The sequence below is a fragment of the Gordonia sp. (in: high G+C Gram-positive bacteria) genome (genome assembly GCF_047606305.1).
Taxonomy (GTDB): domain Bacteria; phylum Actinomycetota; class Actinomycetes; order Mycobacteriales; family Mycobacteriaceae; genus Gordonia.
The window spans coordinates 24810-49723 of record NZ_JASGER010000051.1 but is presented as its reverse complement, the minus strand read 5'-3'; the positions used below and the strand labels follow the sequence as shown (position 1 = coordinate 49723).

The following is a 24914-nucleotide window of genomic DNA, read 5'->3' as shown; positions in this document are numbered from 1 at the left end:
CACGCCTAGACGAATCGAGAAATATCGCGTCTTCCCCAACACCGGTTTGTTCCCAGAGACAAGTCGGGGCGCGATTTCTCTGCCGAGCGTGCAGTGACCGCCGCAACACACCGCCGTTAGCGTTGACCCATGCCCAGCCCGATCCTCCTGCCCGAGGACGACCCGTTCTACGCGCGCCCCGCCGACCTCGCCCGATGCGCCCCCGGCGACGTCGTTCGGGCGAGACGAGTCGAGCTGGCCGCTTTCGGTCGGCTGCCCGTCGCCGCGGAGGCGCGACAGCTCGCCTATCGGACCACCGACCTCGACGGCGCCCCCGACCTGGCCGTCACCACGGTGATCGCGCCGCGCGAGGCCGGTTCCGGCGTGTTGTCCTATCAGGCGGCCATCGACGGTGTGTCGACCAGATGTCTGCCGTCCTACGCCTTGCGTCGGGGCTCCCGCGCCACCGGGGCGCTGTGCCAGGTGGAGTTGCCGCTCATCCTTGCGGCCGTCCGTCGCGGCTGGACGGTCTCGATTCCCGACCACGGCGGGATGCGCGGGCAATTCGGCGCCGCCCGTGAACCCGGCTACCGCTCGCTCGATGCGGCGCGCGCGGTTCTCCATTTCGAGTCGCTGTCCGCCGACACGCCGATCGGCCTGTGGGGCTACTCCGGGGGCGGTCTGGCCACCCTGTGGGCGGCCGAGGTGGCTGACGCCTACGCCCCCGAGCTCGCCGTGATCGGCGCCGCGGCCGGCGCGCCGGTGGGCGATCCGCGCGCCACCTTCCTCCGCCTCAACGGCGGATGGTTCTCCGGCTTCCCGACCATCTTCATCGGCGGGTTGCGACGTGCGTATCCACAGTTGGTCCCGATCCTCGACCGCCACGTGGACCGCGAGTTCGGTGAATGGCTCGACGACTCGACCCGTCGCACCACGCTCGTGGCCCTCGCCCGGATGGCGCGTCGAGACGTCCGCGACCACCTCACCGACGGGCTCGAGGCCTTCCTCGCCGAACCCGTCCTGGCCGAGGTCCTCGACGGCGTCCGCCCCGGCGGAACCGCCCCGACCATGCCCCTGCTGATCACCCAGGGACTGCGCGACGAGGTGATCTGCGCCGACGACATCACCGCGCTCGTCGGCCGCTACCGCCGGGCCGGTGCCCGGCTGACCTACCGGTTGGTGCCGTTCGGATGGCACCTGCCACTGGAGTTCGCGACCGCGCCCGGCGCCCTGCGCTGGCTGGATGCACTCCGCACCGCACACACTGCAAGCCGCGAAGCGATCGCGGAGACGGGTGGAATGAAGTGAAGAATCAGACGGTCACACGGCCCCTCGCGGCGGTCACCGCCTTTTCGGCGATGGCGGCCCTCGCGTTCTCCGGAGCGTCCCCCGCCGCCGCCGCACCCCCGCCCAGCGGGGGCACCGGGAGCATGGACCACGTGGGGCGCCCCTTCCCGCCGATCCCCAACACCGTCGGCGTCGGACCGCGGCAGGACGGCTTCTGGTCGGCCTACGGCTACTCGGTGGTCAATCCCAACGTCGCGCCGCCCGGTGCCAACGACTTCCGCTGCAAGCCCCGCGAGGGACAGAACCCCGTCGTGTTGCTGCACGGCACCTTCGAGAACGGTTACAACACCTGGGCGGGCTTCTCCCCCGCCCTCAAGAAGGCCGGCTACTGCGTCTTCGCGCCCTACTACGGGCGGACGACCTTCCTGGACCGCGGTGGACTGGGCGTCGTGCTGCCCTCGATCACCGGGACCGGGGACATCGGCCGCTCGGCGACCCAGGTCGGCAAGTACATCGACCGCGTCCTCAAGGCCACCGGGGCGCAGAAGGTCGACATCATCGCCCACTCGCAGGGCGGCCTGGTCGCCCGACAGTGGATGAAGTTCGGCAAGGCCGCCTCGCTCCACGCACCGGAGAAGAACAAGATCGACCGGCTGATCACCTTCGGAGCCCCCAACCACGGGACGACGCTGCTCGGGATCGCCTGGATCGGCACTCAGATGCGCAAGGCAGGAATCGACACGACGGGCTTCTACTCCTGGTTGTACGGACAGGGCCCCATCGACCAGATGGTCGAATCACCGTTCGTCATGAGGCTGAACCACTACATCGCGACCTACCCCAGCGTGCAGTACACGGTCGTCGGCACCCGCTACGACGAGGTCGTGACCCCGTATGACTCGACCTTCCTGCGCGCCAAGGGCGTCAAGAACATCACCCTGCAGGACGGGTGCCCGCAGGACACCTCCGACCATCTGTCGATGGCCTACTCCCCCCGAGCGATCTCGATCGCGCTGCGCGCCCTCAACCCGCAGCGCTACCCGCGGCTCGTGTGTACCGCCAACCCGTGGTTCTTCAGCTTCTGAGCGCACCCCACGGGCAGCGATGCAGTCTCAGTCCCCGTGCATCCGCGCCGTGATCCACGGCGTCGCGACCGCGATCGCACCACCGGCGACCAGCGACGCCAGGCCCAACGACAGGAAGTAGGGCCTCTCGTGGCTCTCGTCGTAGAAGCCGGCCAGCACACCCGACAGCGCCGTGCCGAGGGCCACCGACAGGAAGAACAGCGCCACCAGTTGCGAGTGGAAGGCCCGTGGCGCCAAGCGAGTCGCGAGCGACAATCCGACCGGTGAGAGCATCAGTTCGGCGAAGCTGAACAGCAGCAGGATCCCGACGAGGCCGAGCAGCGGTGCACTGCCCGGACCGCCGCCGGCCATCGGGAGAAAGCACAGAAACGCGACGCCCATCAGCGCGGTTCCAAGCGCGAACTTCACCGGTGCCGAGGGCTGTCGATCGCCCAGTGCCGTCCACAGCGCCGCGAAGAGGCCGGCGAACACGATGATGAACACCGGGTTGATCGACTGGACCCACGCCGCCGGCACCTCCCAGCCGAACACCGATCGGTTCAACCTGGACTGGGAGTAGGCCGCCACGGTGGTGAACTGCTGTTGGTAGAGCGACCAGAAGACGACCGACGCGGCGAACAGCGGCAGGAAGGCCCACACCCGGCGCCTCTCGCCGTGGCTGATCTGACTGCTGCGCAGGATGTGCGCGAAATAGCCGGCCGCGACCAATGCGGTGATGACGGCGGTCACCGACGCAAGATTCGACGGTCGCAGCAGCCCGGTCGACGCGGCGAGCGCTACGACGCACGCGACTCCCGCCGCGCCGGCCACCCATCTGCCCCGCTGTCCGGCCGGCAGTGGATGGGGCACCGCCGTCCCGATCCCGGCGAGCCGACGGCGCAGCACCGCATAGCAGCACAGGCCCGCGGCCATCCCCACGGCCGCCAGCCCGAAGCCGAGGTGGAACCCGTAGCGCTGCTGCGCCGCGCCGGTGACGAGCGGGCCGAGGAAGCCGCCGACGTTGACACCCATGTAGTACAGCGAGAAGCCTGCATCGCGGCGACGGTCCTCCGGCGAGTACAGCTCGCCGACCATCACCGTCGAGCTCGTCTTGAGGGCACCACTGCCGAAGGCGACGAGCACCAGGCCGGCGCCGACGCCCCAGACGCCCGGGACCAGCGCCAGCGAGAGGTGTCCGGCCATGATCACCATCGCGCCGCCGAACAACGTCCGCTCGGCACCGAGGACCCGGTCGGCCAACCAGGCGCCGACGACCGTCGAGAGGTAGACCAGCGCACCGTAGGCGCCGACGACGCTCATCGCCGATTTGCGCGGCAGACCCAGGCCGCCGTCGACCGCCGCGAAGTACAGGTAGTACGCCAGGATGGCCTGCATCCCGTAGAAGGAGAAGCGCTCCCACGTCTCGACGGTGAACAGCGCCGCCAGACCCGAGGGATGGCCGAGGAACCGTCGATCCTCGGTCGCGGCGCTCGGCGTCACAGCTTGGGGACGACCGAGTAGACCACGAGCTCCTTGGGCACACCCTTCGCCCGGAACCGCTTGCGGCGCAGGACGAATCGGTCGGGCTGCACGGCGTCCACCACCGCGTCGCTGATGAACACCTCGCCCCCGCCTGCCGCCGCACCGACTCGGGCGGCGATGTTCACGTCGACGCCCAGATAGTCGTCGCCGACGGCGCGGGGCATCCCGGTGTGCAAACCGGCCCGCAGCTGGGCGCGATAGCCGCCCACCTCGACGGCGGTGACGGCGGTGATCGTCTCGAACGCGGCCAAGATCGCCTGCTCGGCGTCGGTGAAGACGGCCATCGTGCCGTCGCCGAGGTTCTTCACGACCTGTCCCCCGCGCCGCCGCACGACCTTCTCGGTGGCCCCGTCGACCGCCCGGATGAGTTCGAGCACCTGGTCGTCGCCGGCGCGCAGCGCCCACGTGGAGAAATTGACCAGGTCGGTGAACATGATCGTCGCCGGGACGGGGGCGTCCGAGGCCTTCTCACCCCCGGATCGCGCGCGACGCCGCGTCAGTGACTGCCAGATCTCGACCGTCGCCAACCCCAGTTCGCGGACCGCGCTGGGCTGTGGCCCCCGGGCCTGTTCGATCAGCATGGCGACCCGGTCGCTCGGGCGTTCCTCGCCGGCCGATGCCGGTTCGGGGATCAGATTGCGGGCGGCACGCGCCAGACTGACGGCGCTCTCACTCGCATCGGTGCGGGCGAGGATCTCGGCGGCCCGCTTGGCCATCGAGGCCTCCGATTTGGATCCCGGCTTCTTGGACGGTTTCGCCGCGCTCATCGCACGCGTTCCGCGGCCACCGCGAGATCCACCACCGACTCGGCCATCTCGGCGAGGGTGGCGGCGTCGGCGTCCTCGGCCAGCGCGGTGCGCAAATCCTCGGCGGCACAGCGGAGCTCGAACAGTCGGTCGGCGAGGTCGCGGACCTCGTCGGGTCGCAGGATCACCGCGTCGTCGGGAATACTCGTGCCCGCCGTCAGCGTTCGCTGTTCGTAGGCGCGTTGGCGGCAGGACTGCTGGCAGTATTTGCGTCGGCGACCGAGCGTCGAATCGACGATTTCGCGACCGCACCACGCGCACGACACCAGTCGTTCCCGACGGTTCACGGTCTCGGTCGTCATGTCTGGAAACGCTACCCGATCAGCGGCGTCGCCGACGCCTGCCGACCGCCCGTGTCGGCGTTAGAAGACTGGCGCCCGACTCGCGTAGACTGGAAGGCCGAGACCTGGGAGGAATCACATGGCAGATCGAGTGCTTCGCGGAAGCCGACTCGGAGCGGTCAGCTACGAGACTGATCGCGATCACGATCTGGCCCCGCGCCGAATCGTGCAGTACAAGACCGACAACGGCGAGATCTTCGACGTCCCGTTCGCCGACGACGCCGAGATCCCCTCGAAGTGGCCGTGCAAGAACGGCATGGAGGGCACCCTCCTCGAGGGTGCCGCGCCGGAGGAGAAGAAGGCCAAGCCGCCGCGCACGCACTGGGACATGCTCCTGGAGCGTCGCAGCGAGGACGAGCTCGAGGTGCTCCTCAACGAGCGGCTGGAGATCCTGAAGCAGCGCCGACGCGGCTGAGTCGCGCCGCGCACACCGGCCGGTTGCCCCCCGAAAGGGGGTCAGCCGGCCGTTTTGCTGTTCTTGGGGCTGCGGCCCAGACGGCTGTCGATCCCCCAGCGCGCGACCTGAAGGAATGCTTCGGTGATGACGCCGCCGTCCATCTTGGATTCGCCGATGGCGCGTTCGGTGAAGGTGATCGGCACTTCCTTCACGACGAACCCGCCTTGGATCGCCCGCCAGGCCAAGTCGATCTGGAAGCAGTAGCCCGCCGAGTCGACGGAGTCGAAGTCGAAGCTCTCGAGCACCGCGCGTCGGTAGGCGCGAAAGCCCGCGGTGATGTCGCGCACCGACGAGCCGAGCGCGAGCCGCGCGTAGGTGTTGGCGCCGCGGGAGAGCACCTCGCGCCGTTTGGGCCAGTTCACCGTCGACCCGCCGCGCACGTAGCGCGAGCCGATGGCCAGGTCGGCGCCGTCGTTCACCGCGTCGAAGAGCCGGTGCAGCTGTTCGGGGGCGTGCGAGCCGTCGGCGTCCATCTCGACCAGCACCGCGTAGTCGCGGGCCAGTCCCCAGGTGAATCCGGCGAGGTACGCCTTGCCGAGGCCGTCCTTCTCGGTGCGGTGCAGGACGTGGATGCGCTTGTCCTTGTCGCCGGTGGCCAGCTTGTCGGCCACCTCGCCGGTGCCGTCCGGGCTGGAATCGTCGACGACCAGCACGTGGACGCCACCGAGGGCGGTCAACAGCCGGTCGACGATGATCGGCAGGTTCTCGCGCTCGTTGTACGTCGGGATGACGACCAGGGCGTTCTCCCCCGTCGGGCCGATCACGGGCTTCGCCGATCCGCCCTGTGCACCGCTACTCATCGAGCTCCTTCGCTACGTCCGCGGTGCGCGCACGGGCGCGCACCGGGTTCCGACTGAATCTAGTATGCGTGGCCAAAGCGACCAAAAGGGCCACCACCGCCAACGCGCAGAGTGCGATCGCAGGGGCCCCACCCAACCTCGTCGCCACGGTCCGGTCGGTGCGCAGCGGCACGTCGTCCAGGAGGGTCGCCGGCTCGAAGATCTTCGTGTGCGAGGTGACCGTGCCGTCGGGGGCGACGATGGCGCTGACCCCCGAGGTCGCCGCGACGAGAACAGACCGCCCGTGTTCGACGGCGCGCACCTGGGACATCGCGAGTTGCTGGTAGGTCATCGCGGTGCGGCCGAAGGTCGCATTGTTGGTCGGCACGATCAGGAGCTGCGCGCCCTGATCCACCGAGGCGCGCGCCGCGCGGTCGAAGGCGACCTCCCAGCAGGTCGCGACGCCGGCCACGATCGGGCCCGAGCGGGTCGGTACCCGCACCACCGACGGTCCGCTGCCGGCGTGGAAGTTGCCGGCCATGTCGGCGTAGGACGAGAACAGGCGGAAGAAGCCCCGCCACGGCAGGTACTCACCGAACGGCTGGATGATGTGCTTGTCGTATCGGTCGACGACACCGCGCGCCGGATCCCAGACGAGGACCGTGTTCGTGGGCTCGCCGGGCGTGTCCTCCAGGATCGTGCCGAGCACGATCGGCGCCTTGACGGCCCGCGCCGCCGACTCGATCTCCTGGGCGGCATCCGGGTTGTCGAGCGGGGAGATGTCCGCCGCGTTCTCCGGCCACACCACGAAATCCGGCTGCGGCGCGCGGCCGGCGGCGATGTCGGCGGCCAAGACGCCGGTCTGCCGCACGTGGTAGTCCAGGACGGCCCGCCGCTGCGCGTTGAACTCCAGGCCGAGGCGCGGCACGTTGCCCTGGACGACGGCGATCCGCGTCGTGGACGGCGACAGCACCCGATCGAGGCTGGCCGGCGTGACGAGAATCGCCACGAGCGGGGCGGCCAGGGCCAGGAGCACGACGGCCACCGCGGTCAGCACCCCCGGCGACAGCACGTGGGGCTCCTCGGTGGCCGGTTTGGGGCCCCGGTGCCACGCGCGGACACCGAGGACGAACACCCAGGCGACCGACGCGCCGAACAGAGCCACGCCGAAGGAGAGGCCCGTCGCGCCGACCACCGAGGCCAGGGGCAGCAGCGGTCCGTCCACTTGGCTGAACGCGGTGCGCCCCCAGGGGAAGCCCCCGAAGGGGAACATCGACCGCAGGGTTTCGACGAGCGTCCAGGTGGCGGCGAACCACAGCGGCGGTAGCGGCAGCCGCATGACAATCGTCGCCAAGGCGCCGAACAACGCGGTGTAGGCGGCGAGCACGACCGCCAGCGCCAACCACGGCAGCGGGCCGACGTACTCGCCGATCCACGGCAGCAACGGGACGTAGAAGCCGAGTCCGAACAGGAATCCGTAACCCGCACCGTCGCGGGTGCGAATCCCGCCGGTACCCACGACGAGCGCGAGGACGCCGAGTGACACCGCCGCGAGGAACCACAGATTGCTGGGCGGGAACGCGCCCCACATGGCGACGCCCGCACCGATGGCGGCCGCGGGCCGGATCAGCCTCGTCATGCGCGCTCCGCAGGGGCGGGCAGGTCACCGGAGTCGAACAGCACCGATCCTCGGTGGACGGTCCGCACACATGCCGGCGTCGGGGCACCGGGCGACACGTCGGGCAGCGCCGGGACGCGCGAGCGCGGGTCGGTGGACCACCGCTGGACCTTGTCGTCGGATCCGGCGACGACGAGGTCGTCGACGTCGAAGACGGCGTAGCTCGCCGGTGCGCCGGGCACCAGAATGCCGCTGAGACCGTCGTTGCGACCGGCGGCGCGCCAGCCACCTCTGGTGCACGCGCCGAAGGCCGCACGGGCGGACACCGCCGACTCTGAGCGGTGGTGGCCCACCGCCGCGCCGATCGTCGTCCACGGCGAGATCGCGGTGACCGGGGAGTCCGACGAGAAGGCCAGTGCCACGCCGGCCTTGGCCAGCGCGGCGAAGTCGTTCATCGACGCCGCGCGGGCCGGGCCCAGGCGCTGGGCGTACATCGCATCGGGGCCTCCCCAGGCAGCGTCGAAGGCCGGCTGCATCGAGGCGATCACCCCGCAGCGGCCCAACACCGCCATCTGCTCGGTGGACACCATCTCGGCGTGCTCGACGCGGTGGGCGCAGGCCGCGATGGCCGGTGTGCCGACCTCTGCCGCCAACCGCTCGAGCGCTTCGGTGACAGCACCCATCGCCGCGTCACCGATGACGTGGAACCCGCCCTGGCGGCGCAGGCCGGTGAGCGCACGCAGGTGCGTGTAGACCGCCTCGGCGTCGAGGTAGGAGGTGCCGGCGGTGTCGGGGGCGTCGGCATAGGGCTCGGTCAGCCAAGCAGTGCGCGACCCGAGCGCACCGTCGACGAACAGGTCGCCGGCCAGGCCGGCCGCACCAGTGGCCGCCAGCAGCTCGGTCGCGTGGTCGGCACCCGTCGCGGTCTCCCCCCACAGCCCGATGATCTCGACACCGGTGTCGGTGGCCAGCACCTCGCGGAAATCCTCCGCACCGGCGATGTCGGGCCCACCGTTCTCGTGGACCGAGACGATGCCGAGTGCCGCGATCTCGTCCAGGGCCAGTCGGCGTGCGTCGGCCCGTTGCGTTGCGGACAGCGCCGACTGCGCGACCCGACGAACCGCGTGGTGCGCCTGGCCGGTGAGCGGGCCGTGCGCAGAGAACCCGGCCATCCCGTTCAGGTCGGGTGCGCCGGCGCGCAGGGCACTCGACGCGAGGGCCGAGTGTTCGTCGACGCGGACCAGATAGGCCGGACGTCCACCCACGGCCGCGTCGATCTCCGCGACGGTCGGCGGTCGGCGCCCCTCGGCATCCATCGCCACCCACGTCGACTCGTCCCAGCCACGACCCCAGATCGCCTCGTCGGCCGGCCGGGTGGCGGCGTGGGCGCTCAGCCGTGCCAGGACGTCGTCGCGGTTCACCGCACCGGACAGGTCCAGGCCGGTGCGCGCCAGGCCGGTGGCCGTCAGGTGGACATGGGAATCGACGAACCCGGGCCCGACGAATCGGCCGTCCAGGTCGATGATCTCGGCATCGGGGTGCAGGCTCTTTCCGACCTCGTCATAGCCGACCCAGACCACCGTGCCGTCGGTGACGGCCATCGCGGTCGCCTCCGGGTTGGCCGGCGTGTGGATACTGCCGCCCACGAGCAGTTGCGTCGACATGACGAATAGTCTGCCGTGTCGGCGGCCCGGATCAGTGCGCGGGAGGCAGTTGGTGCGCTCGGCCGGGCACCTCGGAGGGGACGTCGACGACCTCGCCGTCGATCACGTCCCCGTCGAGGATGACCGTGCGCGCACTGAGCGCGGTGACGAGTCCGGCGAAGCGCTTGGCCCCGAACGCCGTGACCAGCGGGCGCGCCGCACGGCGGGTGGGACCGGCCATGAGGATCACGCCGAGCGCGGTGCTCACGATGCCGGGCAGGATCACCAACACCGACGACAGACCGAGCAGCGCCGTGTCGGGCAGCGGCTCGGTCGGACGGATCTCGTTGCGGGCTGCGCGACGGAGGTCGGACACGACCCGACGTCCCCGCGCCGCCAGGAACAGGTAACCGCCGACAGCGGTGGCCAGCGTGATCAGCAGCGCCCAACCGACGCCGAGCCAGGCGATCAGTCCGGCGAACGCGGCGACCTCGATCACCGCGTACAGCAGCAGGATCCAACGAATCCTCATGGGAAACTTCCTTCCATCTGCCCTATCAACGTCGTAGCGGCCCGTTTTGCTCCCGACAACGACTAGTTTGGACAACCGTGCCCCCCATCACCACGTTCAGCAACGACGGACTGACCTTCGACGTCATCGATTCCGGTCCCGCCGACGGCGAACCCGTGGTCCTGCTCCACGGCTTCCCACAGCGCGCGACGGCGTGGGACAAGGTCGCACCCCTCCTTCACGACAAGGGTTACCGGACGATCGCACCCGATCAGCGCGGGTATTCGCCCGGTGCACGCCCGAAGGGACGCAAGCAGTACACGGTGCCCCGGCTCGCCGACGACGTCGCTGCGCTCATCGACGAGATCGGTCGACCCGTGCACCTCGTCGGCCACGATTGGGGCGCCATCGTCGCGTGGGCGGTCGCCGCCGCGCACCCCGACAAGGTCACGTCACTGACTGCGGTGTCGGTCGGCCACCCGGCGGCGTTCCTACGATCGACGATCAAGGGGCAGGTGCTGCGGTCCTGGTACATGTTCGCCTTCCAGACGCCGGTACTGCCCGAGCGCATCCTGTCCGCGGACACCAAGCAGTCTCGGCGTGGCATGAAGGGCTTCGGCATGACCGACGAGATGGTCGATGCCTTCCGCCGCGACATCGTCGACTACGGCGCCCTTCCCGGCGGCCTCGCCTGGTACCGCGGCCTCCCCTTTGCGCCACCGACCTACGTCGGCCGGATCGCGGCGCCGACGACGGTGGTGTGGAGCGACCACGACGCCGCACTCGGCCGAGCCCAAGCGGCCGACTCGGTGAAGTTCGTCGACGGTCCGTTCAGGTTCGTCGAGATCAACGGCGCATCGCACTGGTTGCCCGAGGAGCGCCCGGACGAGATCGCGACGGCGATCCTGGATCGGATCGGCTCCTAGCGCGGCATCCGACGCCAGATCGGGCGCGGCAGCAGGCGAAAGACGAAGGCCGTCGGCCGGATCGCCCAGGGCACCCACACGACCGTCTTGCCGCGGCGGTAGGCCCGGACCACGGCATCGGCGACCTGGTCGGCGGTCTTGGACATCGGCGCGGGCTTCACACCACTGTCCATCAGCTCCTTGGTCATCTGGCCGATGACGAAACCCGACCGCACCAGCAAGACGCGCACCCCGCTGTCGTGCAGGGCGTCGGAGAGGCCCGACGCGAAGCCGTCGAGCCCGGCCTTCGTCGAACCGTAGACATAGTTGGCGCGTCGCACGCGCTGGCCGGCGATCGAGGAGAACACCACGATCGTGCCGCTGCCCTGCTCCCGCAGCTTGTTCGCGAGCAGGGTGAGGATCGAGATCTGGGCCAGGTAGTCGACATTCGCGATGTGCAAGGCGTGCTCGACGTCCCGCTCCGCACGGGCGGCGTCCCCGAGGATGCCGAAGGCGACGATCGCCGCTTCCACCGGTCCGCGCGCCGTGAGCTCGTCGACGAGCGCGGGATGCGAGTCGGTGTCCTGTGCATCGAACTCGACACACGAAACCGCCGTCGCTCCGGCCGCCGTCAGGGCCGACACCTGGTCGGCGAGGTCGGTGGAGCGCCGCGCGGCGAGGACTACCGGTCGACCGGCGGCCATCCTGGTCGCGATGGCCATGCCTATCTCGCTTCGGCCGCCGAAGAGCAGGATCGATCCGGGCTCGGGTGTCATGGGGGCCAGTATCGCATCCGCGACTACCGTGGACGCCGTGAGCGGACCCGAGGACCTGACCGACGAAGCACTCTCCTTTCTGACCGAGCGACACCTCGCCACCCTCGCGACGACGCGGGCCGACGGGTCGCCCCACGTCGTGGCCGTCGGCTTCACCTACGACCCCGACGAGAGGCTCGTCCGGGTGATCACCTTCGACGGCAGCCAGAAGGTCCGCAACGCCGAGCGCGGACCCCGCGCCGCCGTCACCCACGTCGACGGTCCGCGGTGGCTGACCCTGGAAGGACCGGTGCGCGTGTCGCGCGACCCGGCGCGGATTCGTGACGCCGAGCACCGATACGGACAGCGCTACCGGGAACCGAAGCCCAACCCTCGACGCGTCGTCATCGAGATCCCGGTGGACCGGGTGATGGGTTCGGGCGGTTTGCTCGGCCGTCCTGTGGCCCGCCCCGACTAGGGTTGCCGATATGGCCTCCCGCTTCCCCACCGCCGTCTATCGGCACCGCCTCGCCCGCGCGGCGGAATTGGCCGATGCATCGGGTGTCGACGCGCTGATCATCACGCCCGGACCCGACCTCACCTACCTGATCGGATCGACCGCGCAGACCTTCGAGCGCCTCAGTGCGCTCGTCGTCCCGGCCACCGGCGGGCCGGTCCTGGTGGTGCCGCGCCTGGAGGTGGCCTCCTTCGGCGAGTCCGCCGCAACGGAACTCGGCCTGACCACCGTCCCGTGGGTCGACGGAGAGGATCCCTACGCATTGGCCCTGCAGCACCTGCCGGGCAATCCGCAGGTCGCGGTGTCCGATTCGATGCCGGCGGGCCACCTCGTGCCCCTCATGACGGCGACCGAAACCCGACCGCTCCTGGCCACCGACATCCTGCGCGAGTTGCGGATGATCAAAGACGACGACGAGATCGCCGCGCTCCGCCGTGCCGGCGCCGCGATCGATCGGGTGCATGCGCGCATGGGCGAATGGCTGCGCCCGGGACGCACCGAGGCCGCAGTAGCGGCCGATATCGCCGCGGCCATCGTCGCCGAGGGGCACACCGAGGCCGCCTTCGTCATCGTGGGATCCGGGCCGAACGGCGCCGACCCGCATCACGAACACTCCGACCGCGTCATCACCGAGTCCGATGTCGTGGTGATCGACATCGGCGGCCCGGTCGAGCCGGGCTACAACTCCGACTCGACGCGCACGTACTGCTTCACCGAGCCGCGGGCCGACGTGGCGCGCGCCTACGCCGTGCTGGAGGAAGCCCAAGCGGCGGCCGTCGCGGCGGTGCGCCCGGGGGTGACCGCGGAGTCCGTCGACGCCGCCGCTCGCGACCATCTCGCCGCGGCCGGGCTCGCCGACCACTTCATCCACCGCACCGGCCACGGAATCGGGCTCTCGGTCCACGAGGAGCCGTACATCGTCGCCGGCAACGACGTGGTGTTGGCGCCGGGCATGGCGTTCAGCGTGGAGCCGGGCGTCTATTTCGACGGGGACTGGGGAGCCCGGATCGAAGACATCGTCGTCGTGACCGACGACGGATGCGAACCCCTCAACCTGCGCAGTCATGCATTGACCAGGCTGCCGACCGCCTCCGGGGAGGACCGATGACCAGTCCCGCTCGATTCGTGCGCCGCACGTCGCTCGCCGTCGCCGCGTTGGTGTCGCTGTCCGCCCTGGCCCTGGGCGCGTGCGACCGGATCACCTTCGGCCAGGCGGAGCCGGACCCCAAGGCGCGCGTCACCACCACGGTGACGACGACGCTGCAACCGACGACGACCGCGCAGCAGACGGTGCCGACCCCGGCGCCGGGCGCCTTTCCGCCCGACGGCCCCGGAGCGTATGGCGCCGTGGACGCATCGCGATACCTGTTGTCGCCGCCGACCAGCGTCGCGACCTACGCCTTCTCCGTTCCGAGCGGCAACATCGCCTGCTTCGCCGGCACGGAATTCATCTGTGAGATCCACGACGGCCCCGACGACTCCCCCGAAGAGTCCCGCTGCGGACTGTACGAGGGCGCCGAGAGACCGGTGCGCATCGTCGGTTGGTTCAACTACGCCAGCCCGCCGTGCTCGACGATCCTGCAGGGCGTGTGGCGCGATCCCGGGCCGGTCCTCGGCTACGGCGAATCCCTCTCGATCACGGTGTCGGGGGCGCAGTTCACCTGCTACTCGTCGACGGAGGCACTGTACTGCCGCGGCCCGCAGGACTACGGATTCACGTTGTCGCGCACCGAGTTCGCGCGCACGCGGCTGGGCTGACGGGTCCGGGAGTCGAACCGATGACACAACCGGCAGTGTCGAAGATGCTCAGCCAGTCGAAGGCTGCCCGCTGCATCGCCATCATGAACCGGCTGCTCGCACCCGGCGAGCAGTTGCTCGCCCTGGCAGACGTCACCTCGGTGAAGCCGCTGACCCTCGGCCTGGCCGTTACCGACCAGCGCATCCTCGGGGTGCCCAAGAGCGCCGAGCACCCGGTCGAACTCTCATTCCGGCACGGGTCGTTGCGCGAGTACAGCTATGACAAGCGGCTGGTCTTCAGCTATCTGATCTGCGCCACCGATGCGGGCCTGCTCGACTTCGGCATCGTGCTGTCCGACGATCGCACGTTCCTCGATCCGTACCTGTTGCAGTCCGTGCGGATGGCCCCGCCGGTCCCGCCCGCCGGCGGTCCGTCCGGCCACACCGCCGCGCCGCCGCCATCGGCCCACCAGTCCGGCGTGGACCTGGTCAAGAAGACTCCCCCACCTGGGCCCCAGACCGAACAAACCATCGCCGACGAATTGGTGAAGCTCGCCGACCTTCACCAGCGCGGGCTGCTCACGGACGAGGAGTTCCAGAGCGCCAAGGCTGCGGTGATCCACCGCGCCGGGTGATCATCCCCACCGTCGGAGGGCGGCTCGGAACTCCTCCGAGTCGTAGAAGGCTGCCAACCGGCGCCGGATGACGGACTCGACGAAGCCGTCCGCGTGCAACCGCTCCACCACGGGCGGGCCGAAGCGCAGGCCTTCTTCGATGAGGTCGGACCGGAAGACGCCGACTTCGCCGAGCAATTCGCTCAGCGGGGTGTCGCCGTACTTCTCGAAGACGTAGTCGATGGCCTCGTCGATCAGCGCCCGGAGGAACGCGGTGTTGCGGAACTCCCGCCAGAACTCGAAGATCAGCACGACGATGTCGTCGACGTCGTCCTCGGTCACCACGTCGCGGTAGGCGCTCAGCGACTCGTCGCGGTGGTCGCGCCACGCTTCACGCGCAGCCTCGAGCAACAATTCGTCGGCGTCATCCTCGTTGCTCCGCAGCACGAACGACGCACCCGTGCGCGTCGCCTTCTCCACCGCGGTGTCGATGACCGGCCGGACCGGCCGCGCCGCGGTGCGCAATCCCCATGCCGTGCGGTCGCGCAGCCAGCTCACGACGTCGGCGGCCTCGTGCCCCTCGTCGGGCTCCTCGAGAACGGAGTCCACCGCGCGGGTCACCGCCTCGACGGCGGTGTCGATGGTCGCCGGCCCTTCCAGCACCCGTTTGAGGACGCGCTTGGTCACGCCGAGTTCGCCGACGGCGGTGGCCAATTCGTCGAACTGTCGGTCGTCGATGACATCGGTGAGGCGGTATTCGTCGTTGACACTGTTGCGGTAGAGCGACCGGGCGATCTCGCCGACCAGCTCTGGGATGGCCCCTTCGACGGGAACCTGGACCGCGTACTTCTGCGCCACGGCCTTCACCGGCTCGGCAGAAATCGCCTCACCGAGCGTCAGACGATCGGCCAGGGCCAGGAAGTGATCGACCTCCTCGACGACGGTGGCCTCGAACGCCGCCGGGTCGAGCAGCCTGCCCACCTCGAACTCGACGTGGGCGTCCAGCAATCGTGCTGCCGTATCCGGTCGTTTCGCCATGGGCTCAGCCTACGGTCACTCGACCTGCTTGACGACGCACGCCTTCTCGGAGATGTCGCAGGCCTCCCGCGCCCCGGACTTGGTGAACTCCCGTTGCGCGACGATGTATTGGCCCGGCTGGCCGAATTCCTCACCGCGGTACACCTCGGCGTCGGTCTGCGATGCCAGCTCCTGGGCGCTGGACAGACTGGTGAAGGACCCGTACTGGGCGTACCACCCGGAGGTGGCCGTCGCGGCGGAGCCGCCGTCGGGGTCCTCGCTCTCATAGGCCGAGGACGGCCTCGTCTTCGACGGGCGCGCCGTCGTCGTCGTGGTACTCGTGGTCGTCTCCGTCACCGTCACGGTCGTCGTCGACGGATGGTCGGCCGCATAGTTCTCCGAGCGGCGCGCGTTGCTGTCGTTCAGCGCCCACAGGGTGATCGCCACGATCGACGTCGCCAGGAAGACCGTCACCCCGACCAGCGTGGCCAGGATCGCGGGATGCCGCGGCGGACGAACATCGGCGCCCCTGGCCTCCGGCTCCGGCTCGGCGTAAACGTCCTGGTCATAGCCGCTTTCCGCACCGAGATCGGGGAACTGCCCCGACGAGTACGCCTGGCCCGCGGTGGGGTAGTCGCTGTAGGCGCGCGTCGGCGGCGCCGAGTAGTCACCCGGGTATTCGGGCTGGCCGCCCGCGTTCGGGGACCGGTGTCGCCCGTGTCGGCCGTCGTCGGGCCCCGGGTTTCCCCCGCCGTAGTAGGTCATCGCCTCCCCTTACATCTGCAGAGAACGCTAGCACCGGCTACGGCGCGAACTCCTGAACCTCGCCGCGCAGGCCGCTCGCACGGGCGACCCGACGGTCGACGGCGGCGCGCAGCCACTCCGGTGTCCCGACGATCCGCACGCGACTGCGCGCCCGGGTGATCGCCGTGTAGAGCAGCTCCCGCGTCAACAGCGCCGACTCGGCATTCGGCAGCACCACCGTCACCACGTCGAACTGACTGCCCTGGCTGCGGTGGATCGTCATGGCGGCCGCCGGCATCGCGTCGGCCAACTGGGACGGATGCAGTTCGACGATCTCCCCGTACTTGTCGAAGGCGACCGTGACGCCCCCGCGACCGTCGGCGATCACCACACCCGTATCGCCGTTGTAGATCCCGACCCGCTTGTCAGAAGCAGTCACCAGCAGCGGCTCGCCGACCGCCCACTGTCCGCGCCGACCCCCGTCGCGCCACGAGTCGATCATCCGCGCCCACCATCCGACGCCGTATCTCCCGTCGCGGTGGGCGCACAGCACGCGATACGACTCGAGCTCGCCGGCGGCGGCCCTCGCATCGCCGGCCGCCGCCGCCCCGCGGAGGCTCGCCAGCCAGGCGACCGTGTCCGCGCGAACCTCTTCGAGGTGCTCGGGCGGAACCAGTTCGACGTGTTCGCCGCCGTCGGACTCGATGAGTTCCAGGACCCGGTCCGCGTCGCCCGCGTTGACGGCCTCGGCGACCGTCGCGATCGTCGACCCGTAGCGGAATCCTCGACGGAGCGTGAGCACGCCGTCGCCCAACTGCGCCTGCTCGGCGGCGCTGAAGTCCGAGGACGCCAGATCTGCCAGCTCCTCGAAACCCGGCGGTGCGGACGCGGTCGAGCGCAGCGCGCGATCGGTGAGGTCGGTGAGCACCGCGCCGGCCTCGACCGACACCAACTGGTGTGGGTCGCCGACCAACACCAGACGCGCGTCGTCGCGCAGCGCGCGCAGCAGCTGGCTCATCGTGGTCACCGACAACATCGAGGTCTCGTCGACGACCACCACGTCGTACGGCAGCCGATTGTTCGGACCGTGCCTCACCGTGCCGTCGCGCCAAATGCCCAACAGGGCGTGCACGGTATGCGCCACCGGGGCCGCGGACAGCCCGTCGTACCGGTTGATCGACGCCTGCAGTTGCGCGGCCGCCCGGCCGGTAGGGGCGCACAACCCGATCCGCGTATCGGCTCCCAGGACGCGCTCGAGCACCGCGAGGATCCGCGCCACCGTGTGCGTCTTGCCGGTGCCCGGTCCGCCGACCAAGACGGTCGTCCACGACGTCGCCGCCAGTGCCGCGGCCGTGCGCTGTCGGTCGTACTCGGCGGACCGATCGCCGAAGACCTCGGTGATCGCCGCCGCCGCGGTCGTCAGGTCCACGGTCGGGCGCGTGGCCGCGCGCCGCCGCAGGACCTCGCGGATCACCTGCTCCTGCTCGAAGTACTTGCGCAGGTACAGCAGCGGACCGTCGTCGGACTCCACCAGCGCCAGCGGGCGCAGCGGGCCGAAGCGTCCGCCGACCACCAGGCTGCTCTCGCGCAGCGCCGCGATCATGGCCTCGATGGTCGGCCACGGCAGCGGATGCTCCGGATCGGGGTCGAGGGCGGAGAGGTCGTCGAGGCCGACGCAGATCGAACCGCTGCGCACGGCCCGCACCGCCAGCGCTGCGGCGAGCAGCACCTCGTCGGAGGCGGTCTCGTCGGACAGCGCCGAGAGTCGTCGAGAGACACGGACGTCGGCGGAGGTGAGGACGCCCGCCTCGTTGAAGGTGCGCAGGATCCCGGTCTCGCCGATGGCGATATCGGCGCTCGTGAGGTCGACCTCGGCCGCCTCCGCGGTGGTCTGGTCAGTCATCACCCACCCCCGCCAACAGATCCGACAGGCCCAGGACGAGCGCGGCCGGAACGTCCCAGCTGAAGACCCCGCACCCGGACGGCGTGGCTGGACCGACCATGCCGCGGACGAAGTGGTACTGGACCGGGCCTAGGTGGCGCCGCGGGTCGTAGCCCGGTTGCCGCCAGCGCAGATACCGGTGCAGGGCAACCGAGTACAGCAGTGCCTGCAGCGGGTAGTGCGAGGACATCATCTCCTCGGCCATCGCCTCGGCGGAGAACACCTCTGCCACCAGGTCGCCCGGTTGGATGCGGTTGGTCTTGTAGTCCACGACCACGTACCGGGCCTCGCCGTCGGAGCGGACCCGCAGCACCGAGTCGATGCTGCCGGTGAGGAAGCCGTGGAAGCGCTCGTCAGAGACCCCGGCCACCTCGTCCGCATACGGTCGCAGTGGATCGTCGTCGGGCAGGTGACGCTGCATCAGCTCGGCCACGGCCGCCAGGTGGAATCCGCCGTCGGCGTCGGACAGCGGCAATTCGAACTCCATCTCGCTGAGCCTGTCGGCGGGCTTGACGTCCCAGAGATCGCCGAACCCGATCGGTGTGGTGAGGACGCCCTCGAGGGCAGTCGCCAGGCGGTCGACATCGATCTCAAAGGCGCTCCGCCGCGCCCCCTCGACGCAGAGTTCGCGCACATGGGCGCTCCGATCGTCCGCGCCGGTGTCCACGTGCTCGAGGACCTCGTGCACCAGGGTGCCGAACCGGGCACCGAACGGCAGGCCGTTCATCAACGACGGCGTGCCAGTCTGCTCACCGCCGGTGTCGGCCGTCTCCGGCTCATCGGCCTCGGGCGGCTCGTCGGCCACCTCGCCGTCGCGGACCACGGCGTCGTCCGGCTCACTGGTGACTCCCGATACCGCGCCGCGGGCGGCGTGCGCGGCCTCGTGGGCGGCCCGGACGATCGCCGAATACGACGTCCGTCGGTAGGTCTCGTCGATCACCCGGTCGAATCGGGCGACGGCCAGATCGGCCGGGCCGGCGTCCGGAGCCGGTGGATGCCACCGCGGCACGCCGGTGTGTTTCCCGGCGTGTTCGACGACGATCCCCTCGTGCAGACCGGCGACCTCCTGCAGGACCAGCGCCTCGCCCGCGTCGTCGGTCAGCGGGACCGTCTCCGGGATCGGGTGGTGCCCACCCGCGCGCATGGCGGTCGTCCGCTCGTCGGCGGTGAACAGGACCCGGTGGAACGCACCGCCCGGGGTCGTCGTACTCGGCGCCCACCATGCGACCACTTGCGACCGGGCCCGGGTGAGCGCGACGTACAGCAGCCGTAGTTCCTCACCGGCGGCCTCGGCGTCGGCACGGGCCTTGCGCTGGTGGTATCCCGGTGCCGACATCCCGCCGACGTCGAGGTGGCGCACCCCCGCGTCGTCGTGGAAGGTGAAGGTCGTGGGCCGGCTCGGTCGCACACCGTCCCAGCCGAACGGGACGTACACGATGGGGAACTCCAGCCCTTTGCTGGCATGCACGGTCATCAGCTGGACCGCGGCGGTGTCCCGGTCCAGTCGCCGCGTCTGGTTGGCGCGTCGCTGGACGCGACCCCGGTCGGCGACGTTCTCCCCCAGCCAGGCGGCCAGACCGGTGAGCCCGCTGCCGTTCTCGGCGACCTCGTCCCCGAGTAGCGATGCGACCTGCAGCAGATCGGTGAGCAACCGCTCCCCGTCGACCAGGCCGAGTACCCGGCCGGCCACGCCGCGGTCGGCGAGGATCTGCGCGGTCATCGCCGCCGGTCCGCCGGATTCGAAGACGCGCGCCCAGGTGGCGAGGTCGGCGGCCAGCGCACCCACCCCGGCGTCCCCGGCGGCGTCCAGTTCCGCGGGCGTGACGCCGACCAGCGGGGTCACCGCCGCCAACCGCACGCGCCGCGCGTCGGACGGTCGGTCGAGGGCCGACAGCAGGTACCACCAGTACCGGGCCGCGTCGGTGGCGAACACGCTCTGGCCGCCGGTCACCACCGTCGCGATGCCGTAGGCCCCCAGGGCGCGCTGCAACGGTTCGATGGTGCTGTTGGTGCGCAGCAGCACCGCGATGTCGCCGGGTTCCACGGGCCGCTCCCGTGGTCCGTCCCGCCCGTCGACGACGATGCGCGCCCCCGAGGCGAGGGTGGCGGCGATGTCGTCGGCGACATCGGCGATGACCCGCTCGCGCACGCCGGGCACCAGCGGGGTGGAGCCGTCCTTGGTGTGCTTGGTGAAGTCCCTGCGGTCGAAGAACCGCACGCGCAGCGGCGGAGCCCCGACGATCCGCGAGTCGGCCTGGGCGGCGCGGACGGGATGCACGGCGATCTGCCGATCACCGAGTTCGGCGTCCACCAGCACGGCACCCAAGGCATCGACGAGTGGTCCGTCCGACCGCCAGTTCACCGTGAGGTTCCGCTGATCCTGCGCCTCGCGGGCCGCGGCCAGGTAGCTCAGGACCTCCGCGCCGCGGAAGGCGTAGATCGACTGTTTCGGGTCGCCGACCAGCACCATCGGTCGATGCCCGTGGAAACACCGCCGCAGGATCTCCCACTGCTCGGGATCGGTGTCCTGGAACTCGTCGACCAGGACGACGTCGTAGCGGCCGCGGATCCGGGCGCACGCCGCGCCGCCGGCCTCGGGATCGGTGATGATCGCGTGCAGGCGGCCCTGCAGGTCGTCGTAGGTGCGCAGCCTCGACCAGCGTTTGCGGGTGTCCACCCGATCGCGCACGGCCGCGGCGAACCGTACCCAGGTGGCGCCGGCCCCGGCGTCCGGTCCGGTCGGTGCCAGAGCGGTGGTCGGGTTGCGCAAAGCGTCGCGGGCGATCTCCGTCGCCGTGGGGAACGGGTAGTCGTCGTCGGGTTGCCCGGCGAAACGCTTCAGGTAGAGGTCCCGCCCGGCCTCACGGGCAAGATCGTCGACGTCCTCGACGAGGGTGTGGTGCTGGTCGCGCTCGCCGAGGAACCCGAGCACCGTCAGCATCCGGTTGCAGAACGTGTGGGTGGTGGCCATGGTCGCCGCATCGAAGTCCGACAGTGCGGACAGCAGCCGCTCGCGGCGCAGCGCAGCCTCGTCGCTGGAACCGGCGGCGAGCAGGGCGACGAGCGCATCGCCGGACGCTGCGGCCGCGTCGAGGTCGACCAGCGCGTCGGCGCACTCGCGCAACCGCGTGCGGGTTCGGTCGCGCAGTTCGGTCGACGCGGCGTTGGAGAAGGTCGCCATCAGCAGCCGCGACACCGGCGTTCCCTCGGCGATGAAGCGGACGGCGAGGGCGGCGATCGCGTAGGTCTTTCCCGTGCCGGCACTGGCCTCCAGCACAAGGGTGCCGGTCGGCAGCGGGTCGTCGAGGCGGAACGGTGTCGCGGTCATCGGTCCGACTCCTGTTGCAGCATCGGCGCGAAGACGACCAACGCGGCGCGCAGGAACCCGGGGAGGCCCGGCTCGTGCGCCCAGGGGGCATCGGTGGGCACGGAGTCGGGCACCGATCCCACGCAGTCGTCGAAGGTGACCGGGGTGTCGGGGTCGCCGGTCAGCAACAGGGACACCGACTGGTTCTGCACGAAGCGGTCGTATTCGAAGCGGCTGCGCGCGCGGTTCATCGCCTGCACGGGGTTGCCGGTCCGGTCGTAGACGGCGACGGCGCTCTCAGCCGCGTCCAGCGGCAGCGCGAACGGGCTAGCCAGCCCGGCGTCCCGCAGGGCCACCAGCGCACCCAGCACCGCCGCGGCGTCGGCAACCGTGGAATAGCGCCGCAGCGCCGTGCCCTGCCCCTGGCTGCCGATGACGCATGCGCCGCGCACCTCGGCGTCCGAACCGGCGGTGAGTGCGAGCAGCGCCACCCAGGTCTCCAGCCGCTGCTTTCCCTTCAGGTTCGAATAGGTGACCGCGACCGGGCCGTCGTCGTAGACGTCGGGCACCGTCCCGTAGACGCGTCGGCCGTCCGGCAGCTCGACGCGGACGTCGACGGTCCGTGCCTCGCCCCGGCGCGCCGCCCGGGCCCGCTCGGCGATGGCCTGCGCCTTCGCCGATATCGGCGCGAGGGCGTCCAGCCCCAGCTGGAACGGCGGCAGGGCGCCGCGACGGAACTCGGCCGCGCGCGCGTCGGCGGGATCGGCGCCCTCCAGCAGGGCCGACAACAGCCGATCACCCGCCCCCCACCGCTCCAGCGGCCCCAGGTCGACCGACAACTGGTCCGGGGCGCCCTCGTCGGTGCGCGGCACACTCACCCCCAGACGCTGCCGGAGGAATCCGTCAGCCGGGTTCACGATGAACGCCGTGAGTTCGGCGAGGTCGATGTCGCCGCCCGAAACCGGCGGCAGGTCACCGGCCATGGTGGGCCACCGCGCCCCGGGGCGTCGGCTGGCGGTCGACTCCGCGAGGGCCCGGGCACCGGGTAGCAGCGACCGGTCGAAGGAGAACGGCGCGGGCCGGTGGAAGTTCTGTTCGTCGAACGCGTGCAGCGGATGGGCCCGTACGACCTCCGCTGCGACGGCGGGGCCGGCCAACGTGCCCACCGCGTCCAGTAGCTCGCTGACCACCACCGACGGCGGCACCGGCGCGCCGGTGATCGGGTCGGCGCCGGTGTAGCAGACGATCAGGTGCTCGCGCGCCGCCGTGATGGCGTCGAGGAAGGCCTGCCGGTCTTCGTCCCGTGGCGAGCGCTCGCCGACGAGTGGTTCGACGGCCAGGATGTCGTCGCCGTCGACCGATTGGGTGCGCGGGAACGCCTCCCCGTCCATGCCGAGCAGGACGATCGCCCGGTGCGGCACCGACCGCATCGGGACCATCGAGCACACGGTGAGCTCGCCGGTGCAGAAGTTGGACCGCGTCGGCGTCGCAGCGACGAGGTCCTCGACGAGGTCGCGGACGTCCGAGGGGGTGAGGGCGAGGTCGTCGGTCAGTGCCTCGCGGACGAGGCGGATCGCCTGCGCCCGCTCCCATTCCGCATCGCGGTCGACCTGGGTGAGCCGGTCGACGACACCGGTCAGCACGTCGGCCCATCCCCGCGCGGGGCGCGGGCGGCCGAACTCGTCCAGGACTCCGCGCAGCCGCTCGACGTACTCGGCGAAGCGCCCGACCACCTCGGTGTCGCTGGAGTCGATCCCGCCGAGTGGCAGCGCGGTGCCGAGCCAGCGCCCGTCCGCCTCGTCGGCCGCGACCGAGAGCAGCAGCCGGTCCAATCCGGCCTCCGCGGTGCCCTGCGGGAAGCCCGCCATCTCGTAGCGGGTGCGCTGCACGGCGTCCACGCCCCAGCGGATGTTGGCGCGCACCGCCCAGCTGCCGAGGTTCTCGAGGTCGTCGTCGGTGAAGCCGAACCGTCGGCGGACCGGCTCGAGCGCGGCGAGGTCGAGCAGTTCGCTGACCGTCACGCGTCCGACGCCGAGCGCGATGATCCGCAGCACGACCTCCAGCACGTCGTTGGTCGCCAGCAGTCCGCGGTCGGCAAGGCGCACCCGCAGCCCGGCCGCGGGATGATCGCCTCCCTCGCGGCCGAAGGCCCCGGTGATCAGCGGCGCGAACTCCTCGATGTCGGGACACATGATCAGCACGTCGCGCGGCTGCAGGGTCGGATCGTCGGCGAACAGGTGCAGCAACCGCTCCCGCAGCACCTCGACCTGTCGTTCCCGACCGTGGCAGGCGTGCAGCTCCAGCGACGTGTCCGCTGCCAACCCCTTGACCGGAGCGTCCCCGTCGTCGCGCAGCGCGGTCTGGACCGCGGCCAGCAGTGTCCGCTCCGGCGCAGCGGGAGCGGGGTGGTACTGATCGGCGCCGATCGTCGCGCCCAACGATTCCTGCAGTTCCTGCACGTCCCGGGACAGACTCGCCAGCAACGGGTTGGCGATCGCCGGCGGGGAGCGCAGCACGCGCGGGTGGGGTCCGACCGGCGTCGCAGCCGCGGCGACCCTCTCCCACAGGCGGGGGCTCGGATGGGCCAGGTAGAGCCCGATCTCGCGGTGACGGGCCAAGCCGTCGAGCAGCTCGCGCAGCATCTGCGGGATCCGCGTCGGGCCGAAGATCGTCAGCCGCTCGGGCAGATCGAGCCGCCCCGGGTCGTCGACGATCCCGGCGACCACCTCGTCGAGGATCTCGGCCGGGTGCGGGCCGGCGAGCTGCTCGCGCACCCGTCGCCAGAGCAGCGGTTGCCAGAGTTGGTCGAGGTCGAGGGGTTGGGAACCACCGCCGACGACGGCGCCGCTGACGTCCTCCCCGCGGGCCCAGGCGGCCACCATCTGCGGGCGCTGGCGGCCGTAGGAGGCGAACATCCGGGCGATCGTCGTGGCGGTGGCGAGTTTGCGCCCGCGCCACGCGTCCTCGCCGGCGGCGTCGATGTGTCGCGCGAGCATGGTCAGGGCAGGATCGTCGATGCACTCCTCGAGTGCGGCCAACACCGGCCACAGCAGCTGCTCCGGCTGCCACAGCTGTGCCCGCACCCCCCGCGGCAGCGCGAACGGATCGACCACCCGTGTCACCAACTCGGTGGCCCCCAGGAAGTCGATGTTGGCGGCGACCCCGTCGCCGACGGGCCCGGCACCGAGGGTCTGGGCGAGCTGCTGGGCGAGCCACCGCTCGACCCCGTGTGCCGCGACGGCGACGACCTCGGCGGCCATCGGGTCGGCGAGCGGCGACGCCATCGTCGCGGCCAACACCTCGACGAGGGCGTCGGCGCGCTCGGCGCGGTGAACGGTGAGCATCCCGG

Annotated in this window: 21 protein-coding genes; 8 read left to right on the top strand and 13 right to left on the bottom strand. The window is 70.8% G+C overall.

The features are described from left to right. Positions 1 to 129 precede the first annotated feature (129 nt). A complete protein-coding gene (locus tag QM634_RS08030) occupies positions 130 to 1287 on the top strand; it encodes a lipase family protein (protein WP_415042249.1) in 1158 nt (385 codons plus the stop codon). After that, positions 1284 to 2351, top strand: coding sequence for an esterase/lipase family protein (locus QM634_RS08025; protein WP_415042248.1), 1068 nt, complete (start codon positions 1284 to 1286; stop codon positions 2349 to 2351). Before QM634_RS08030 ends, QM634_RS08025 begins: the two co-directional genes overlap by 4 nt. Positions 2352 to 2378: 27 nt before the next feature. Here QM634_RS08025 and QM634_RS08020 read toward each other — a convergent pair whose 3' ends face one another. From QM634_RS08020 to QM634_RS08010, 3 genes are read right to left on the bottom strand one after another with little or no spacing between them, the layout of a single operon-like run. After that, positions 2379 to 3830, bottom strand: a complete 1452-nt coding sequence (locus QM634_RS08020; protein ID WP_415042247.1) for a peptide MFS transporter — start codon at positions 3828 to 3830, stop codon at positions 2379 to 2381. After that, entirely contained in the window at positions 3827 to 4639 is an 813-nt protein-coding gene (locus QM634_RS08015; RefSeq protein WP_415042246.1) for an adenylate/guanylate cyclase domain-containing protein, read from the bottom strand. Before QM634_RS08015 ends, QM634_RS08020 begins: the two co-directional genes overlap by 4 nt. Next, positions 4636 to 4980: a hypothetical protein gene (locus tag QM634_RS08010; RefSeq protein ID WP_415042245.1), complete on the bottom strand. Its 345-nt coding sequence runs from the start codon at positions 4978 to 4980 to the stop codon at positions 4636 to 4638. The genes QM634_RS08015 and QM634_RS08010 overlap by 4 nt, the downstream gene beginning before the upstream one ends. Positions 4981 to 5098: 118 nt before the next feature. On the opposite strand from QM634_RS08010, the gene QM634_RS08005 reads away from it, so the two are divergent. Then, complete coding sequence (locus QM634_RS08005) at positions 5099 to 5434, top strand: RNA polymerase-binding protein RbpA (protein WP_415042244.1); 336 nt, start codon at positions 5099 to 5101, stop codon at positions 5432 to 5434. A gap of 41 nt (positions 5435 to 5475) precedes the next feature. Here QM634_RS08005 and QM634_RS08000 read toward each other — a convergent pair whose 3' ends face one another. The 4 genes from QM634_RS08000 to QM634_RS07985 are packed head-to-tail and all read right to left on the bottom strand — an operon-like array spanning position 5476 to position 10048. Continuing rightward, a complete protein-coding gene (locus QM634_RS08000) occupies positions 5476 to 6276 on the bottom strand; it encodes a polyprenol monophosphomannose synthase (protein ID WP_415042243.1) in 801 nt (266 codons plus the stop codon). Continuing rightward, positions 6269 to 7894, bottom strand: a complete 1626-nt coding sequence (gene lnt, locus QM634_RS07995; RefSeq protein WP_415042242.1) for an apolipoprotein N-acyltransferase — start codon at positions 7892 to 7894, stop codon at positions 6269 to 6271. Before lnt ends, QM634_RS08000 begins: the two co-directional genes overlap by 8 nt. After that, a complete protein-coding gene (locus tag QM634_RS07990) occupies positions 7891 to 9537 on the bottom strand; it encodes an amidohydrolase (protein ID WP_415042241.1) in 1647 nt (548 codons plus the stop codon). The genes lnt and QM634_RS07990 overlap by 4 nt, the downstream gene beginning before the upstream one ends. A gap of 31 nt (positions 9538 to 9568) precedes the next feature. Next, positions 9569 to 10048 carry an FxsA family protein gene (locus QM634_RS07985; protein WP_415042240.1) on the bottom strand — a complete coding sequence of 160 codons (480 nt, stop codon included), beginning with the start codon at positions 10046 to 10048 and terminating at the stop codon, positions 9569 to 9571. 77 nt (positions 10049 to 10125) lie between these two features. Here QM634_RS07985 and QM634_RS07980 point away from each other — a divergent pair, with 77 nt between their 5' ends. Beyond that, positions 10126 to 10953 carry an alpha/beta fold hydrolase gene (locus QM634_RS07980; protein ID WP_415042239.1) on the top strand — a complete coding sequence of 276 codons (828 nt, stop codon included), beginning with the start codon at positions 10126 to 10128 and terminating at the stop codon, positions 10951 to 10953. Here QM634_RS07980 and QM634_RS07975 read toward each other — a convergent pair. Next, entirely contained in the window at positions 10950 to 11708 is a 759-nt protein-coding gene (locus QM634_RS07975; RefSeq protein WP_415042238.1) for a decaprenylphospho-beta-D-erythro-pentofuranosid-2-ulose 2-reductase, read from the bottom strand. The genes QM634_RS07980 and QM634_RS07975 overlap by 4 nt on opposite strands. A 28-nt stretch (positions 11709 to 11736) precedes the next feature. On the opposite strand from QM634_RS07975, the gene QM634_RS07970 reads away from it, so the two are divergent. From QM634_RS07970 to QM634_RS07955, 4 genes are read left to right on the top strand one after another with little or no spacing between them, the layout of a single operon-like run. Beyond that, positions 11737 to 12165, top strand: a complete 429-nt coding sequence (locus QM634_RS07970; RefSeq protein ID WP_415042237.1) for a pyridoxamine 5'-phosphate oxidase family protein — start codon at positions 11737 to 11739, stop codon at positions 12163 to 12165. A gap of 10 nt (positions 12166 to 12175) precedes the next feature. Then, entirely contained in the window at positions 12176 to 13312 is a 1137-nt protein-coding gene (locus QM634_RS07965) for a M24 family metallopeptidase (protein ID WP_415042236.1), read from the top strand. Beyond that, positions 13309 to 13962, top strand: a complete 654-nt coding sequence (locus tag QM634_RS07960) for a hypothetical protein (RefSeq protein WP_415042235.1) — start codon at positions 13309 to 13311, stop codon at positions 13960 to 13962. Before QM634_RS07965 ends, QM634_RS07960 begins: the two co-directional genes overlap by 4 nt. A 20-nt stretch (positions 13963 to 13982) precedes the next feature. Continuing rightward, positions 13983 to 14576, top strand: a complete 594-nt coding sequence (locus QM634_RS07955; RefSeq protein ID WP_415042234.1) for an SHOCT domain-containing protein — start codon at positions 13983 to 13985, stop codon at positions 14574 to 14576. On the opposite strand, the gene QM634_RS07950 is transcribed toward QM634_RS07955, so the two are convergent. Genes QM634_RS07950 through recC form a run of 5 tightly spaced genes read right to left on the bottom strand, consistent with a single transcriptional unit; the run spans position 14577 to position 24909 of the window. Then, positions 14577 to 15593, bottom strand: a complete 1017-nt coding sequence (locus QM634_RS07950) for a hypothetical protein (protein ID WP_415042233.1) — start codon at positions 15591 to 15593, stop codon at positions 14577 to 14579. It lies immediately after the preceding gene. Positions 15594 to 15608: 15 nt separating this feature from the next. Next, positions 15609 to 16337, bottom strand: coding sequence for a hypothetical protein (locus QM634_RS07945; RefSeq protein WP_415042232.1), 729 nt, complete (start codon positions 16335 to 16337; stop codon positions 15609 to 15611). A 37-nt stretch (positions 16338 to 16374) separates the two neighbouring features. After that, positions 16375 to 18219: an exodeoxyribonuclease V subunit alpha gene (recD, locus tag QM634_RS07940; protein ID WP_415042231.1), complete on the bottom strand. Its 1845-nt coding sequence runs from the start codon at positions 18217 to 18219 to the stop codon at positions 16375 to 16377. Continuing rightward, complete coding sequence (locus QM634_RS07935; protein ID WP_415042230.1) at positions 18212 to 21586, bottom strand: UvrD-helicase domain-containing protein; 3375 nt, start codon at positions 21584 to 21586, stop codon at positions 18212 to 18214. Before QM634_RS07935 ends, recD begins: the two co-directional genes overlap by 8 nt. Beyond that, positions 21583 to 24909 (bottom strand): exodeoxyribonuclease V subunit gamma, encoded by a 3327-nt coding sequence (recC, locus tag QM634_RS07930; RefSeq protein ID WP_415042229.1) that lies wholly within the window; start codon positions 24907 to 24909, stop codon positions 21583 to 21585. Before recC ends, QM634_RS07935 begins: the two co-directional genes overlap by 4 nt. Positions 24910 to 24914: the final 5 nt, after the last annotated feature.

Excerpts from the sequence above, each read along its gene's own strand:
- QM634_RS07985 (WP_415042240.1), bottom strand. The coding sequence starts at position 10,048 with ATGAGGATTCGTTGGATCCTGCTGCTGTACGCGGTGATCGAGGTCGCC.
- QM634_RS07960 (WP_415042235.1), top strand. The coding sequence starts at position 13,309 with ATGACCAGTCCCGCTCGATTCGTGCGCCGCACGTCGCTCGCCGTCGCC.
- recD (WP_415042231.1), bottom strand. The coding sequence starts at position 18,219 with ATGACTGACCAGACCACCGCGGAGGCGGCCGAGGTCGACCTCACGAGC.
- QM634_RS07945 (WP_415042232.1), bottom strand. The coding sequence starts at position 16,337 with ATGACCTACTACGGCGGGGGAAACCCGGGGCCCGACGACGGCCGACAC.
- QM634_RS07935 (WP_415042230.1), bottom strand. The coding sequence starts at position 21,586 with ATGACCGCGACACCGTTCCGCCTCGACGACCCGCTGCCGACCGGCACC.
- QM634_RS07950 (WP_415042233.1), bottom strand. The coding sequence starts at position 15,593 with ATGGCGAAACGACCGGATACGGCAGCACGATTGCTGGACGCCCACGTC.
- QM634_RS08015 (WP_415042246.1), bottom strand. The coding sequence starts at position 4,639 with ATGAGCGCGGCGAAACCGTCCAAGAAGCCGGGATCCAAATCGGAGGCC.
- QM634_RS07990 (WP_415042241.1), bottom strand. The coding sequence starts at position 9,537 with ATGTCGACGCAACTGCTCGTGGGCGGCAGTATCCACACGCCGGCCAAC.
- QM634_RS08000 (WP_415042243.1), bottom strand. The coding sequence starts at position 6,276 with ATGAGTAGCGGTGCACAGGGCGGATCGGCGAAGCCCGTGATCGGCCCG.
- QM634_RS07965 (WP_415042236.1), top strand. The coding sequence starts at position 12,176 with ATGGCCTCCCGCTTCCCCACCGCCGTCTATCGGCACCGCCTCGCCCGC.
- QM634_RS07975 (WP_415042238.1), bottom strand. The coding sequence starts at position 11,708 with ATGACACCCGAGCCCGGATCGATCCTGCTCTTCGGCGGCCGAAGCGAG.
- QM634_RS08010 (WP_415042245.1), bottom strand. The coding sequence starts at position 4,980 with ATGACGACCGAGACCGTGAACCGTCGGGAACGACTGGTGTCGTGCGCG.
- QM634_RS08030 (WP_415042249.1), top strand. The coding sequence starts at position 130 with ATGCCCAGCCCGATCCTCCTGCCCGAGGACGACCCGTTCTACGCGCGC.
- QM634_RS07955 (WP_415042234.1), top strand. The coding sequence starts at position 13,983 with ATGACACAACCGGCAGTGTCGAAGATGCTCAGCCAGTCGAAGGCTGCC.
- recC (WP_415042229.1), bottom strand. The coding sequence starts at position 24,909 with ATGCTCACCGTTCACCGCGCCGAGCGCGCCGACGCCCTCGTCGAGGTG.
- lnt (WP_415042242.1), bottom strand. The coding sequence starts at position 7,894 with ATGACGAGGCTGATCCGGCCCGCGGCCGCCATCGGTGCGGGCGTCGCC.
- QM634_RS08005 (WP_415042244.1), top strand. The coding sequence starts at position 5,099 with ATGGCAGATCGAGTGCTTCGCGGAAGCCGACTCGGAGCGGTCAGCTAC.